Raw genomic sequence first — 14,097 nt, forward strand, 5'->3', positions numbered from 1 at the left:
CATGGATTCTCGTCCTCCGGGAATGCGAAGCGGGTCAGGAATGGTGTTCGAGCGCGGCCGACAGTTCGTCCTTCGACATCGCTTCGACCGACAGGAAGATCTCGGCGGTGGCCTCGAGGAATTCTGCGTCACCTTCTGCGCCGATCATCCGGTCCGCGAGCCCGGCCACGGTGGGTGCCGCGAACATCATGCGCACGGTGACCGACGTGATGTCGAAGGACTCGCGAATGCGGGCGACGATGGTCGTCGCCAGGACGGAATCGCCGCCGAGCGCGAAGAGCGTGTCCGTCACACCGATGCCGTCGACGCCGAGTACCTTCTGCCAGATCAGGGCGAGGGCGCTTTCGAGGTGAGTTCTGGGCGCAATCCGGGCATCGACCCGTTCGCTTTCTCCCGCTGCGCGACACAGCCGGACGACGGCAGCGGAGTCGATCTTGCCGTTGACGGTCAGCGGCAGCGCGGAGACCGTCACGATCTGCTCCGGCACCATGTGCGCTGGGAGACGCTCGGCGGCCCTGGCCCTCACGGCCGCTACCGTCTCACGGGGATCCGCGTCTCGATCGGTCGGCACCACGGCGGCCAGCAGGATCGGAGCTGCGGTGCGGTCGACAACGGCTGCGGCACTGGCCACCTCGTGATCCGCGGTGAGTGCCGCTTCGATCTCTCCGAGTTCGATCCGAAATCCGTTGATCTTGATCTGGTTGTCCACACGGCCCACGAATTCGACCATGGAGCCGGTCTCGGCCATCGAGCCGGGGCAGTACCGAACCAGGTCTCCGGTGCGGTACCAGCGGTAGCGGTCGGCCTCGACGAAGCGCTCGTTCGTACGCTCGGGATCGCCCAGATAGCCGTCGGCGAGACCGACGCCCGCGACCCACAACTCACCGGGCACCCAGTCCGGCACCTGGTTCCCACGCGCATCGACCACCCGAAGCGCCATCGACGCGAGCGGCACCCCGAACGGGACCGTGCGCCAGTTCGGATCGACGTCCACGACCTCACAGATGCTGTTGTGGATCGCGGTTTCCGTAGCGCCACCGAGTCCGGCGAACCGACATCCGGGAACCGCCGCCGTCAGCCGCCGGTAAAGGTCGATACTCACCTTGTCGCCGCCGAGCATGACGACCTCGAGCGAACCGCCCACATCGTCACCGGTGGACAGGATCATGTCCAGCAGCGGGGGCACGCAGCTGATCACCGTGACGCGATGCGCACGAATCAGCGCGGCCCAGCGCTGCGGATCCTTGCGCTCGTGTTCCTCGATGAGCACGGCCGTACCGCCGGCCGCGAACACCGAGAACAGGTCGAACGTGCACAGGTCGAAGTCCAACTCGGACAGGCACAATGGACGGTAGCCCTCGTTCAGGTCGAAAAGTTCGACCAGATCCATGATCGTGTTCATCGCGGCTCGATGCGAGACCACAACACCTTTCGGTTCACCCGTGGAGCCGGAGGTGAAGATCATGTACGCGGGCGCGGTGTCGGGGCCGAGGTGCGGGGCGGGCCGAGGCTCACTCAGGATCGCGTGGGACACCGCGAGACCGTCGTCGCCCGACCCGCCGATCGTCACCGTGAACCCCGCTTTTCGGGCGATCAGCGCAGCACGGCTCGACGGTTGGTCGACGCCGATCGGTACGTACACCCCGCCCGCGGCGAGCACACCGAGAACTGCGACCACTTGATCGGGCCCCTTCGGCAGCGTCACCCCCACCGTGTCGCCCACCCCCACGCCGCGATCGGTCAGCGCAGCAGCTACTTTCAGAGCACGATCTCGTAGGTCTCCGTACGTCATCGACCCGTTCTCGCCCCACTCGAGCGCCAGCGCGTCGGGATGCTGCGACGCGCGATCGAAGAAGGCGCGGTGCAGAGTCTCGTTCCCGGCCGACTGCGATGCGTCCGTTCGGGGTACATCGGCTGCCGGAGTTCGCGACATCAGCTGACGCGGTGGAACCAGCTGACCCACAGGCTCCGCCCACACGGAGTCACCGTCGACCACGAGTGCGCGAACCAGCGTCTCGAACGCGTCGAACATCGCGTCGGGAACTCCTGGGAGGAACTCGTTCTCGCGTATGTCCCAGTTGACCAACACGCCACCGTCGAGTTCGGTGATCTGCGCGTCGAGAACCACCTGCGGCCCCTGCGACATGATCCACACCGGATCACCGAAGACCTGCCGCGCGCGAGCGTCGAACAACTCGCCCAAACCGAGCGCGCTCGTGAAGACGACGGGAGCCAGCACCGGCTCTCCTCGACGGCGGCCGAGGTCGCGTAGCACCTCGACTCCGGAATAGTCGGCGTGCGAGGCGTCTTCGTGCAGTCGGGACCGGATCCGACGGGAACGTTCGACGAACGAGAGCGGCTCGCTCAGATCGACTTCCAGCATGACCGACGACGAGAAGTCACCGATGAGATTCTCGACGTCGGGATGCGTCGGAGCGCGATCGAACATGGGCACGTTGAGCAGAAACCGTTGTTCACGAGACCAGGCACCGATCACCTCGGCGAACGCCGTGGCCACTGCCACCGCCGGGGTGACTCCGTGGGCTCTGGCGTGCGTCTGGAGATCGCCGTATGCCGCGGAGTCGAGATGAAATGCCCGACGCAACGCTACCGGAGCGCCCGAATCATGTTCCAGCAACGGAAGAGTCGGCGCACCGGGCAGTGAGTCGACGCGCTCGGACCAGTAGCGTTCGGCCTGAGCACGGGCGCTGCGTCGATCGATCGGGCGATCGGCGAGGTACCGCGAATAGCTGTACTCGATTGCCCGGAGGGGATCGCCGTCGTAGGCCCGCGCCAGGTCTGCAACCAGAATACGGAAACTCACTGCGTCGCCGGCGATCATGTCGATGTCCAGGTGCAGACGCGTGCGACCGTTCGGCAGGAGCGACAGATCGGCCGAGAACATCTCGCCCGCTTCGATATCGAGCATCTGGTGGGTCAGACGGAGCCGCGTTTCTTCGAGGCGGTCGGTCGGGTCGGACTCGGATCGTAGGTCGTGGACCGTCAACCCGCGCCACCCCGAGGTCGGTTCGATGCGCTGCTGTCCGTTGTCCGAAATCCGGGCCCGCAACATCTCGTGCCGTTGCGCGACGGCATCGAGCGCCGCACGTAGTCGATCGGGATCCACTGCCTCGCCGTCGAATTCGGTGTAGAGGTGCGGTGCGACCCCGCCGAACCGCTGCTCGGCACTGCGCCCGATCCAGTAGGCGTGCTGCAACAGTGCGAGATCGAACTCCGACGTGTCCGGTTCGACCAGAGTCGATTGCCGCTCGGGGTTTCGGGAACTCGATTCGGCCGAACCACCGATCAGTTCGGACCAGGCAGAAATGTTCGGCTGCGCAGCGAGCTCGGCAAACGTCACCGTCGACCCCTGCTTGCGGAATCTCCCGACCAACCGCATCAGAACGATCGATTCGAGACCGAGCTCGAACAGATCCGCGTCCATCGACACAGCCCCGGGTTCCGCACCGATCAGTTCTGCAACCACCGCCCGCAGTTCGTCCCGTCCGATTCCCCGCTGATCCATCCGGTGAGTCCCCTTCGATCGACTGTGTTGCGTATGCGCGCGACCAGGCGATATCCAGAGCCCGTCCATAAGGAAAGGCTACCCTCGCTTAGTCGACCCTGAGGAGGCTAGCATCTGTGGGCCACCGCGAGGAGGGTGCCCTCGGCCCCTACCTCGACACCAGGAAGAACGGCGCTCCACTCGACATCGGCCATCTCGGCCTCGACGAAAGCAGACACGTGACACCGACTTCGGGCAGATTCGGCTCCGCACCCCGCGCCCTCACCGGAGGCATCGCGGTTCTCGTGCTTCTCGCCGCTGCCGCGTGCAGCAGTGGCACCACCGGCAGCGACGACGCCGGCACCCAGACCGTCGACCTGAACGCGAACCCCGCCGCGTGCAGTGCGAACGACCGCGTCGATTCGGTCGACCGAGCGTCCGGACCGTTCACGTACACCGACGGCCGCGGACGGACCGTGTCCCTCGATGCACAACCGACCAGAATCATCGCCGACGAGGAATCCGCCGCTGCGCTGATGTCGTACGGAATCAAGCCGATCGCCATCTGGTCGACAACGCCGATGGGCACCAGCCCGATTCTGAGTTGCTCCGATCTGACGGGCATCGAATCGGTCGGCGAGACCTGGGGCACCTTCGATTTCGAGAAAGCCGCCAGCCTGGACCCGGATCTCGTCATCGGTGAGTTCAACCCGAGATTCGGCCAGTTCGGCAAGTTGACCACGACGGCCGATTCGTCCAAGGCCGACACGATCGATCGGATCGCTCCCACCCTGGGGGTCACCTTGGACACGACGTCGACCGCGAAGACCATCGAGAACTACGCCGGGTTGGCGTCGTCGCTCGGCGTCGACCTCGACACCCCACAACTGGCAGACATCAAGTCCGACAACGACGCTGCTGTCACCAACTTCAAGAAGGTTGCGTCCGAACGTCAGGACCTCACCGGAGTCGGCGTCTGGCCACTCGACGTCGCCTACGTACTCGATCCGTCGGCGGATCCCGACTTCAGCGACTACGAAAGCTGGGGCCTGAAGATGTACACCCCCGACGGCACCGACGACGGTTACTGGAAGAAGGTGTCCTGGGAGAACGTGTCGAGTGTCGATGCCGATGTCGCGTTCGTCTACCACGACGTTGCCAACGCATCCGACGTGAAGCTTGCCGACATCCCGAGCCGTTACCCCGGCTTCGACACCATCTCCGCCGTCGAGAAGCAACAGATGGTGCTGTGGGACTACGGCGCCAACAAGAGCTACAGCCGCTACACCAACACCATCGACGTCTACGCCGACGCACTGTCCAAGGCGCAGAAGGTCACTGCCGAGTAAGCGCGGCCGCGATCTCCGCCGCCAGTCGGTCGAGTTCGGATCGATGCGGCGACGACGGCCGAGCCCGCAGGCCGAAGCCGTCGCCGATCATGCGCGGGATGACGTGCAGATGCACGTGAAAGATTTCCTGGCCTGCCACCGTGCCGTCGGCGAGGAACAGATTGACACCCGCAACGCGCGGATTGCTCGCTCGCACAGCGGCTGCCACCTTCTGCCCGATTACGAACAGATGCGCACCGACCTCGGGCGGCAACTCGGCCAGCGTCCGATACTGCTGCTTGGGCACCACGAGCACGTGCCCGGTGGTGAGAGGCCTGATGTCCATGAACGCGATCGCGGTGTCGTCCTCGTGGACGCGCGACGCCTCGGCGGTCCCGGCAATGATCTCGGAGAAAATCGTGTAGGGGTTCACGGCATCGAGCCTAGGCGCGAGCGCTGACTGCACGAACGACACCGCGACTGCTGAAACTGCACGACTGACTCGACCCGACTACTGTTTGCCGATGAGCATCGGCGGGGTTCTCTTCGACATCGACGGCGTACTCGTCACGTCGTGGCAGGCGGTACCCGGAGCAGCCGCGACGCTGAAGTACCTGGACAACAACGACATTGCCCGCGCGTTCCTGACCAACACGACCTCGAAGACGCGCGAGCAGATAGCGGCGGCATTGCGCGACGTCGGACTCGACGTCCATTCCGACGAGATCGTCACCGCCGCGTCGCTCACCGCGGATCATCTACGCGAGAACTACCCGGATGCCCGGGTGGTCATGATCAACAACGGCGAGATCGCGGCCGATATGCCGGGCATCGAATTCGTCGACGAGTCGTCCGGGGATCCGGATGTCGTGGTCGTCGGCGGTGCCGGCCCGGAGTTCACGCACGAGCGGCTCAGTCGCGTCTACGACTGGCTGTGTCGCGGCATTCCCGTCGTCGCGATGCATCGATCGTTGATGTGGAGTACCGGTGGCGGGTTGCGCATCGACACCGGCATGTACCTCGCCGGGATGGAGCAAGCGTCCGGACACGCCGCGAAAGCCATCGGCAAGCCCGCTCCCCTGGGCTTCCGCACGGCGTCCGAGCGGATGGGCGTCGACCCGGACGACGTCGTCATGGTCGGCGACGACCTCGACAACGACGTCCTCGCCGCCCAGGTCGTCGGCATGACCGGTGTTCTGGTGCGCACCGGAAAGTTCCGTCAGGACGTGCTGGATCGACGCATCACCGACGAATTCGCGATGGAACCCGATCACGTGATCGATTCCGTCGCAGACCTGCCCGACGTCCTGATGTGAGTGGAAACTCGTAGCCCACTACGAGTTTCCACTCACAACAGAGAACTCAGAGAATCGGCGACGGGCTGTAGGCCGCACCGGCCGGGAACTTCGCGATCAGCCGCTCCACGGCCGAGACGACCGCACTGACCTGAGCGTCCGCAGCGCCGACAAAGGCCGTCTTGTCGGCCAGCGCCGCATCGAGTGCAGCGCGGTCGAGCGGCAGGCGGTCGTCGGCGGCCAGGCGATCCAGCAGGTCGGGCTCGAGTCCCTGCTCACGCATGGCCAACGCGACGGCGACGGCGTGTTCCTTGATCGCCTCGTGCGCGGTCTCGCGGCCGACGCCTGCACGTACGGCGGCCATGAGCACCTTGGTCGTCGCGAGGAACGGCAGGTAGCGATCCAGTTCCTTGGCGATGACGGCGGGGTACGCGCCGAACTCGTCGAGCACGGTCAGGAAGGTCTCGATGAGACCGTCGATGGCGAAGAACGCGTCGGGCAGCGCGACGCGACGCACGACGGAACAGAAGACGTCGCCCTCGTTCCACTGAGCTCCGGCGAGCTCGGCGGCCATCGATCCGTAGCCGCGAAGCACCACCTGCAGGCCGTTGACGCGTTCACACGAGCGCGTGTTCATCTTGTGCGGCATCGCCGACGACCCGACCTGGCCGGGCTGGAAGCCCTCGGTGACCAGCTCGTGGCCCGCCATCAGGCGGACGGTGTGCGCGAACGACGACGGTCCGGCACCGACCTGGACCAGCGCGGACACGACCTCGTGATCGAGCGAGCGGGGATACACCTGGCCGACGCTGGTGAGCGTGTGCCGGAAGCCGAGATGATCGGCGACGATGCGTTCGAGTGCGACGAGCTTCGCCGAGTCTCCGCCGAACAGGTCGAGCATGTCCTGCGAGGTGCCCATCGGGCCCTTGATACCGCGCAGTGGGTAACGCGCGATCAGTTCCTGCAGCCGGGACAGTGCGAGCAGCAGCTCGTCGGCGGCCGACGCGAAGCGCTTGCCCAGCGTGGTGGCCTGGGCGGCGACGTTGTGGCTACGGCCGGCCATGACGAGGGAGGAGTATTCGGCGGCGCGTTCGGCCAACCGCTTCGCCACGGCGACACCGTGCGTGTGGACGTGTTCGAGCGAACGCAGAATCTGCAGCTGCTCGACGTTCTCGGTCAGGTCGCGGCTGGTGAGTCCCTTGTGGATGTGCTCGTGACCGGCGAGGGCGTTGAACTCCTCGATGCGAGCCTTCACGTCGTGCCTGGTGACGCGTTCCCGCTCGGCGATCGATGCCAGGTCGACCTGGTCGGCGACGGCCTCGTACTCGGCGATCGCCGCGTTGGGCACGTCGACTCCGAGCGAGGACTGTGCGCGCAGCACGGCAATCCACAATTGCCGTTCGAGCGTGATCTTGTATTCCGGAGACCACAGCTCCACCAGTTCGGGGCTTGCGTAACGGGTGGCCAGGACATTCGGGATGCTCACGAGCATCCAGCTTACGTGGCCCAGTTGTCGGTCTCGGAAGACGACTGCACTGTTTCGAAAGTGGACTGCCGCCACCGACCTCCCGCGATCATCGCCGCGTGGAATAAGAGCACCGCATTCCGATGTTGCAGCCGCCGTGAGCCGAACAGTGAAGGTCGACATCTGGTCCGACATCGCGTGCCCGTGGTGCTTCGTCGGTAAGCGCCGTTTCGAGGCAGGTGCTGCGGAGTTCATCGCCGATGGCGGGACGCTCGAGGTGGAGTTCCACTCGTTCGAGCTGGCACCCGACACACCGGTCGACTTCGACGGCAGTGAGGTCGACTTCCTCGTCTCCCACAAAGGCATGCCGGCCGCCCAGGTCACGCAGATGTTGGGGCAGATGACCGAGCTGGCCGCAGGCGAGGGGCTCGCGTACGACTTCGACGCCGTGCAGCACACCAACACCGTCAAGGCGCACGAACTCCTGCACTTCGCCAAGTCGAAGGGCAAGCAGGTCGAGATGAAGGAACGGCTGCTGGCGGCCTACTTCGAGGAGGGCCGCCACGTCGGACGCGTCGACGACCTCGCCGACCTGGCCGCGGAGATCGGTCTCGATCGTGACGAGGTGGTCGAGGCGCTGAAGTCCGAGGAATACCTGCCCGCCGTGCGCGCGGACAAGGAGCAGGCCATCGCCTACGGGATCAGTGGTGTGCCGTTCTTCGTGATCGACGGTCGCCTCGGTGTGTCGGGCGCACAGGAACCGTCGGTGTTCGCCGACGTCCTGCAGAAGGCCGCGGCCGGCGCATGAGTGGCCCGTTGGAGATGGTCGGCGACGACCGTGGCCCCGTCTGCGAGGACGGTGTGTGCGAGGTGCCGACGATCCGAGACGCAGACTCGGGCGAGAACGACTTCGGGCTGAACACGCCGGCCTGAGGGGGCCTGAGTCAATCGGCCGACACCTGTTCTGCCGGTGCCACGATGTCGATGACGGCCAACAGCATGCTGCGCGCCATTTCGCGCGGATCGGGATCCACCTCGCTGAGCGCGCCCACTACTGCACCGTCGACCACTGCCACGAGTCGTCGTAGCTGCTCTTCCTGCACGGTTCGCCCCGATCGACGCAGCACATCGGTCAGCAGGTCGTCGATCTGGGCACGCAGCCTCAGCTGCACCTCACGAAGTTCCGGATGCCGAGCCGACGCGATGAACCGCTCGTATCTCGCGACCAGTTGCTCATGGCCACCCTGCGGCCCGATCAGCAGATCGACGATGAGGTCGACGGTCGACTCCATCTTCTGCGAGCACTTGCCCTCGTCGTCGATACGTCCGCGCATGACGTCGATCTCTCGGGTCCCGACGACGTCGACCGCGGCGGCCACCAAGTCGCCGAGCGACTCGAAATAGTAGGTGGTCGACGCCAACGGCAGGCCGGCGCGAGCGGCAACCGACCGGTGCCGAACCGCGTCGAATCCACCCTCGACCAGCAGGTCTGCAGCCGCCGACGCCAGAGCGTGGCGGCGGCGCACTCCCTTCGGAGTCGCACCCGACACCTTGTGCTGCGACTCGGTCGGACCTGCGGACATTCCAGTCATCGTGCCAGCTCGCAGCCGTTCGTCGGACTGCTTTCGCGCTATGGAATTGTCAGTGTTCGTGGCTCATCGACCTATCGACCTTCGCTCCGACACCATCACTCGACCAGATTCGATCATGCGACAAGCAATGGCCGACGCCGAAGTGGGTGACGACGTCCTCGATCACGATCCGACGATGGCGGCGCTCGAGGAAAGAGTGGCGGATCTGCTCGGCTTCGAGGCGGCGCTGTGGGTGCCGTCCGGTTCGATGGGCAACATCATCGCGCTGATGCTGCATCTGCAGCGCGGCGATCGATTCCTGGCCCCGGAGCACGCGCACGTCCTGGGCTCCGAGCTCGGCACCGCAGCCTGGTTGGCGGGCGGAATGCCCGAGGCACTTCCCCACGACGGTGGCCCCGGACGCCCCCTTGCGTCGACGGTGCGTGCGGCAGCCGGCGGCGTCGGACCGTACTTCGCCCTGCGGACCACATTGCTCTCACTCGAGAACACACACAATTTCGCCGGCGGTGCCGTGCTAGGACCGGACGAGTGGGCGGAACTCGTTGCTGCCGGACGTGACTCGGGATTGAGAATTCACCTCGACGGGGCTCGGCTGTGGAATGCCGCTGTGGCACTGGATGTTCCGATCGCGTCGTTGACCGCCGGCGCAGACACGGTGCAGGTCTGCCTGAGCAAGGGGCTCGGCGCACCCGTCGGCTCGATGCTCGTCTCCGATACTGCGAGAATCCACGAGGCCCGGCGTGTACGAAAGATGTTGGGCGGCGGCGTGCGTCAGGGCGGGGTTCTGGCTGCGGCAGGGCTCGTCGCCCTGGATCGAATCGGCGATCTCGCCGAGGATCACGCAAATGCCTCGACGCTGGCACGCGGCCTTCGTGAACGGGACTGGGAGGTCGCGGAACCCCAGACGAACATCGTGCTCGCCGCCGTCGCCGATCCTGTTCGGACGGTGACCGAGCTGGCAGATCTGGGCATCGCCGCCGTCACCGTTGCCGGCAAGGTGCGCTTCGTGACGCATCGCGACGTGTCCGCCGCCGACATCGACGAGGTGCTGGAGCGGCTGCGCCGCATGTGAGCGCAGCGCTTTCCTGTCGTTCCGCAGGCTCCACTCCTGCCTCGTAGCCTGCTACGAGTTTCCGTTCACATGCGACGTAGTCGCTCCAACGCTTCTTCGACGTCCGCGGTGGTGCCCGCGAACGAGAATCGCACCGTGTGGTTCCCGCGGACGGTGTCGAAGTCGACCCCGGGTGCCAACGCGACCCCGGTCTCGGCCAGCACTCGGGCGCACCAACTCCGCGAGTCGTCGGTGAGATGCGCAATGTCGGCGTAGACGTAGAAGGCACCGTCGGCAGGAGCCAGATCGGTGATACCCAACGCAGGCAAACCGTCGAGCAGGATCCTGCGGTTGACGGCGTACCGCTCGACGTGCGAATCGAGCTCTCGGCGCGACTCTTCGGTGAACGCCGCTATGGCCGCCACCTGCGAAATCGCCGGCGGGCACACCGTCATGTTCGACGCCAATCGTTCGACGGCCCTGCGCAATCGAGCCGGCAGCAGCATCCAGCCCATGCGCCACCCCGTCATCGAGAAGTACTTGGACACAGACCCGATGGCCACGGATTCCTTCGACGTCTCCCACGCGCTGGACGTGTGCGCGTCGCCGTAGGAGATGCCGTGGTAGATCTCGTCGGAGATCAACAGGGTTCCGTGCTCGTCGCACCAGCGCGCGATGGCGGCCAGCTCGTCGGGGTCGATGATCGTGCCGGTGGGATTGGCCGGACTGGCGACGATGAGCCCGGCAGGCGGCTCGGACAGTTCCTCGAGCATCGCGACGGTGGGCTGGAACCGTGTCTCCTCCACACAATCCAGTTCGACGACGCGACAGCCCAACGCCGCCAACGTGTTTCGATACGCCGGATAACCGGGCCTGGCCATGACGACGGTATCCCCCGCGTCGAACGCAGCGAGGAACAGCAACGTGAATGCGCCCGACGATCCGGTGGTGATCACCACGTCGTCGGCCTCGACGGTGATGCCGTACCGCGTGCTGTGATAATCCGCGATCGCTTGCCGTAGCGGCAGAATGCCCAGCGTTTCGGTGTACCCGAGCAAATGCGAATCCAGAGCGTCTCGGGTGGCGCGCAACACCGGCTCGGGTGCCCTGGTCGACGGCTGACCTGCGGCAAGCGACAGCACATCACCGTGAGTACGCGCCCGCTCGGCTGCCGCGGCGAACACATCCATCACGTGGAACGGCTCGACCTTCGATCGCTGCGATTCACTGTGCATTCCATCGACACTACTGACTAGAGTGTCCACAATTTCGCGGCAGGCATAGGATTGCGCGGGCCGAACAGGCGAGCTCACTGTCCACAATTCCGCGGCAAGCACGGGATCGCGCCTCCAGCGACAAATAGTGGACACTCAGCACAGTGGAGCCGAACAGGCGAGCTCACTGTCCACAATTTCGCGGCAGGCACGGGATCCCGCCTCCGGCCACACATAGTGGACACTCAGCTCAGCGCCTTCCGGCGACGTCGAACGGTCTCGATGATCTGGCGCACCACGGCGTCGAGGTCGGTCATCACCAGCGCGGCCGAGTATCGCAGCACGAGCCACCCGTCGAGTTGCAGTGCGTTCTGGCGCACTCGGTCGTTGGTGAACACCCCCGGCGCGCTGTGGAATTCACGGCCGTCGATCTCGATGATCACCCGGGCTCGACGGTCCAACAGATCGGCGAAGTACTGCCCCACCGCCGCGTTGATCTCGAGAAAGTAGCCTGCCGCGGTGAGTGCGCGGGCCACCAGTCGTTCCGGTTCGGAGAGCGTGCGTGGGCAGCACTGTCGCAGCTGCTTCTTCGCTTCGGTGACTCCTGCCATTCCGGCCGACTTCGCGCATTGCGCCGCCAATCCGCGTTTGCTGACGGACCCGCTGAGCGCTGCGTCGACGAACGGTTCCAGGGCTGCCCCACCGAGTGACGCCGACACGTCGACGATGCACTGCTCGATCGTCACGACAGGGAGGGTGTCGACGAAACTCGTCTCCCGAATGGTTCGACGATACGCGCGCAGCCACGAAGGGCACCGCGCTCGCGTGCTGCGGGGCACGGTGATGTGCACCTGTTCGGGTTCGTCATCGATCAGGTTCCACCACCACGCCGCAGTCAGGTGGCTGAGCACTGCATCCGGTTGCCATAACGTCGCGGCGACGCATCGGTCGCGGAACGACGGCTCTCCTGTGCAGTAGACGCCCGGCAACAGCCGGGTCAGCGTGCCGACCCTGGCCCGATAGTCGATTGCCCCTGCGCTGACGCCACTGTCGAGTAGTTGCTGCCTCGTGAATACCCCCATGGTCGAACAGCTTTGTGCTCGAGAACTGTTCGCGGGAGCCCGATCCGAGAAATGTGGACAACGCGAATGCCTGTGGACAACTGGGCTCAGCGTCCACTCTCAGCCCCGGCGATCGGGATCCCGTGTGCTATGCCAAATAGTGGACACTCAGCACACCTAGCCCCAGCAACTGGGCTCAGCGTCCACTCTCAGCCCCGACGCTCGGGATCCCGTGCACGACGGCAAATAGTGGACACTCAGCACACCTGCTTTGCGTGCATCGACCTACAGCGAGATGCGCCCTTCCACGGCAGCGAGGCCGATGTCGGTGCGGAAGTGACTGCCCGGCAATCGGATTCCGGCGATCCGGGAGTAGGCGTCATCTCGGGCGGCGGTGAGGTCGAATCCGGTGCCGACGACGCTCAGCACGCGTCCGCCCGCGGAGACGACGGCGCCGTCCTTCACAGCGGTGCCGGCATGCAGGACGCCTTCGCCCTCGGAGCCGAGGATCTCGTCACCGGTGCGGGGGCGACCGGGGTAGTTCTCGGCGGCGATGACGACGGTGACCGCCGCGCCGTCCTTCCAGCGCAGAGGCGCCAGTGACGCCAGCGTGCCGGTTGCCGTCGCGTTCAACACCTCACCCAGAGGTGAGTCGAGCAGTGCGAGTACGGCTTGTGTCTCTGGATCACCGAAGCGACAGTTGAATTCGACGACGGCCGGGCCGTCGGCACCCATCGCGAGACCGGCGTACAGCAGACCCGAGAACGGCACACCACGCTTCACCATCTCGGCCGCAACGGGTTTCACCACATCACGGACGATCTCGTCGACGGCACCTTCGGGCAACCATGGGAGTGGGGTGTACGCGCCCATGCCACCGGTGTTGGGGCCGGTGTCTCCGTCGCCGACGCGTTTGTGGTCCTGCGCGGGCAGCAGCGGCACCACGGCCTCGCCGTCGACGAGGCAGAACAGGGACACCTCGGGGCCGTCGAGGAACGACTCGAGCAGTACCGGGTGACCGTTTTCGAGGAGTTCGGCGGCGTGGTCGCGAGCGACGAGGCGGTCGGTGGTGACGACGACGCCTTTGCCTGCTGCGAGTCCGTCGTCCTTGACGACCCAGTTGGGGCCGAATCGGTCGAGGGCGGCATCGAGCAGTGCGGGCGAGTCGACTATTTCGCTGTGTGCGGTTCGCACGCCGGCCTTTGCCATGACGTCTTTGGCGAACGCCTTGGATCCTTCGATGCGTGCGGCGTCGGCCGACGGGCCGAACGTGGCGATGCCGGCCTCGCGCAGAGAATCGGCCACTCCGAGAACCAGGGGCACCTCGGGCCCGATGACGACGAGATCCACCTCGAGCTTCGTGGCCAGTGCTGTCACCGCCTCACCGGATGCCACGTCGACGGCGTGCTGTTCGGCGAGCGTGGCTGTGCCTGCATTGCCGGGAGCGACGAACAGTTTGTCGACCGACGGGTCGGCCTTCAACGCAAGTAGAAGGGCGTGCTCACGAGCACCGGAACCTATGACGAGTACGCGCACAGTGCATCAGACTATCTGCTCGACACCGTCGGGCCCCGCACCTGTCGTGA

12 protein-coding genes are annotated in these 14,097 nt (G+C 65.6%); 5 read left to right on the forward strand and 7 right to left on the reverse strand.

The window, feature by feature from the left end:
- Positions 1-34: 34 nt before the first annotated feature.
- The gene (locus tag J2X62_RS04025; protein WP_310177720.1) at positions 35-3,526 is read right to left on the reverse strand and encodes an amino acid adenylation domain-containing protein; all 3,492 of its coding nucleotides are present in this window, start codon (positions 3,524-3,526) and stop codon (positions 35-37) included.
- 116 nt (positions 3,527-3,642) lie between these two features.
- Here J2X62_RS04025 and J2X62_RS04030 point away from each other — a divergent pair, with 116 nt between their 5' ends.
- Positions 3,643-4,854 (forward strand): ABC transporter substrate-binding protein, encoded by a 1,212-nt coding sequence (locus tag J2X62_RS04030; RefSeq protein WP_310177722.1) that lies wholly within the window; start codon positions 3,643-3,645, stop codon positions 4,852-4,854.
- On the opposite strand, the gene J2X62_RS04035 is transcribed toward J2X62_RS04030, so the two are convergent.
- A complete protein-coding gene (locus tag J2X62_RS04035) occupies positions 4,841-5,266 on the reverse strand; it encodes an HIT family protein (RefSeq protein WP_283550560.1) in 426 nt (141 codons plus the stop codon). The genes J2X62_RS04030 and J2X62_RS04035 overlap by 14 nt on opposite strands.
- Before the next feature lie 91 nt (positions 5,267-5,357).
- On the opposite strand from J2X62_RS04035, the gene J2X62_RS04040 reads away from it, so the two are divergent.
- Complete coding sequence (locus J2X62_RS04040) at positions 5,358-6,149, forward strand: HAD-IIA family hydrolase (RefSeq protein WP_032381794.1); 792 nt, start codon at positions 5,358-5,360, stop codon at positions 6,147-6,149.
- A 46-nt stretch (positions 6,150-6,195) separates the two neighbouring features.
- On the opposite strand, the gene purB is transcribed toward J2X62_RS04040, so the two are convergent.
- Entirely contained in the window at positions 6,196-7,620 is a 1,425-nt protein-coding gene (gene purB / locus J2X62_RS04045) for an adenylosuccinate lyase (RefSeq protein WP_310177730.1), read from the reverse strand.
- Between the two features lie 130 nt (positions 7,621-7,750).
- Here purB and J2X62_RS04050 point away from each other — a divergent pair, with 130 nt between their 5' ends.
- Positions 7,751-8,401, forward strand: coding sequence for a DsbA family protein (locus tag J2X62_RS04050; protein WP_032391199.1), 651 nt, complete (start codon positions 7,751-7,753; stop codon positions 8,399-8,401).
- Positions 8,398-8,526: a hypothetical protein gene (locus J2X62_RS04055; protein WP_265733208.1), complete on the forward strand. Its 129-nt coding sequence runs from the start codon at positions 8,398-8,400 to the stop codon at positions 8,524-8,526. Before J2X62_RS04050 ends, J2X62_RS04055 begins: the two co-directional genes overlap by 4 nt.
- Positions 8,527-8,537: 11 nt before the next feature.
- Here the strand turns inward: J2X62_RS04055 and J2X62_RS04060 are convergent, their stop codons facing one another.
- Entirely contained in the window at positions 8,538-9,185 is a 648-nt protein-coding gene (locus J2X62_RS04060) for a TetR/AcrR family transcriptional regulator (protein ID WP_032367536.1), read from the reverse strand.
- Positions 9,186-9,225: 40 nt separating this feature from the next.
- Here J2X62_RS04060 and J2X62_RS04065 point away from each other — a divergent pair, with 40 nt between their 5' ends.
- Complete coding sequence (locus J2X62_RS04065) at positions 9,226-10,257, forward strand: GntG family PLP-dependent aldolase (RefSeq protein WP_310177736.1); 1,032 nt, start codon at positions 9,226-9,228, stop codon at positions 10,255-10,257.
- Between the two features lie 65 nt (positions 10,258-10,322).
- Here the strand turns inward: J2X62_RS04065 and J2X62_RS04070 are convergent, their stop codons facing one another.
- The 3 genes from J2X62_RS04070 to purD all read right to left on the reverse strand — a co-directional run bounded on the left by J2X62_RS04070 (position 10,323) and on the right by purD (position 14,047).
- Positions 10,323-11,471 carry a pyridoxal phosphate-dependent aminotransferase gene (locus J2X62_RS04070; RefSeq protein ID WP_310177738.1) on the reverse strand — a complete coding sequence of 383 codons (1,149 nt, stop codon included), beginning with the start codon at positions 11,469-11,471 and terminating at the stop codon, positions 10,323-10,325.
- Positions 11,472-11,695: 224 nt separating this feature from the next.
- Positions 11,696-12,532, reverse strand: a complete 837-nt coding sequence (locus J2X62_RS04075) for a DUF559 domain-containing protein (protein WP_094693531.1) — start codon at positions 12,530-12,532, stop codon at positions 11,696-11,698.
- 264 nt (positions 12,533-12,796) lie between these two features.
- Entirely contained in the window at positions 12,797-14,047 is a 1,251-nt protein-coding gene (gene purD / locus J2X62_RS04080) for a phosphoribosylamine--glycine ligase (RefSeq protein ID WP_310177741.1), read from the reverse strand.
- Positions 14,048-14,097: the final 50 nt, after the last annotated feature.

Source organism: Rhodococcus sp. 3258 (genome assembly GCF_031456475.1).
Lineage (GTDB): Bacteria > Actinomycetota > Actinomycetes > Mycobacteriales > Mycobacteriaceae > Rhodococcoides > Rhodococcoides fascians.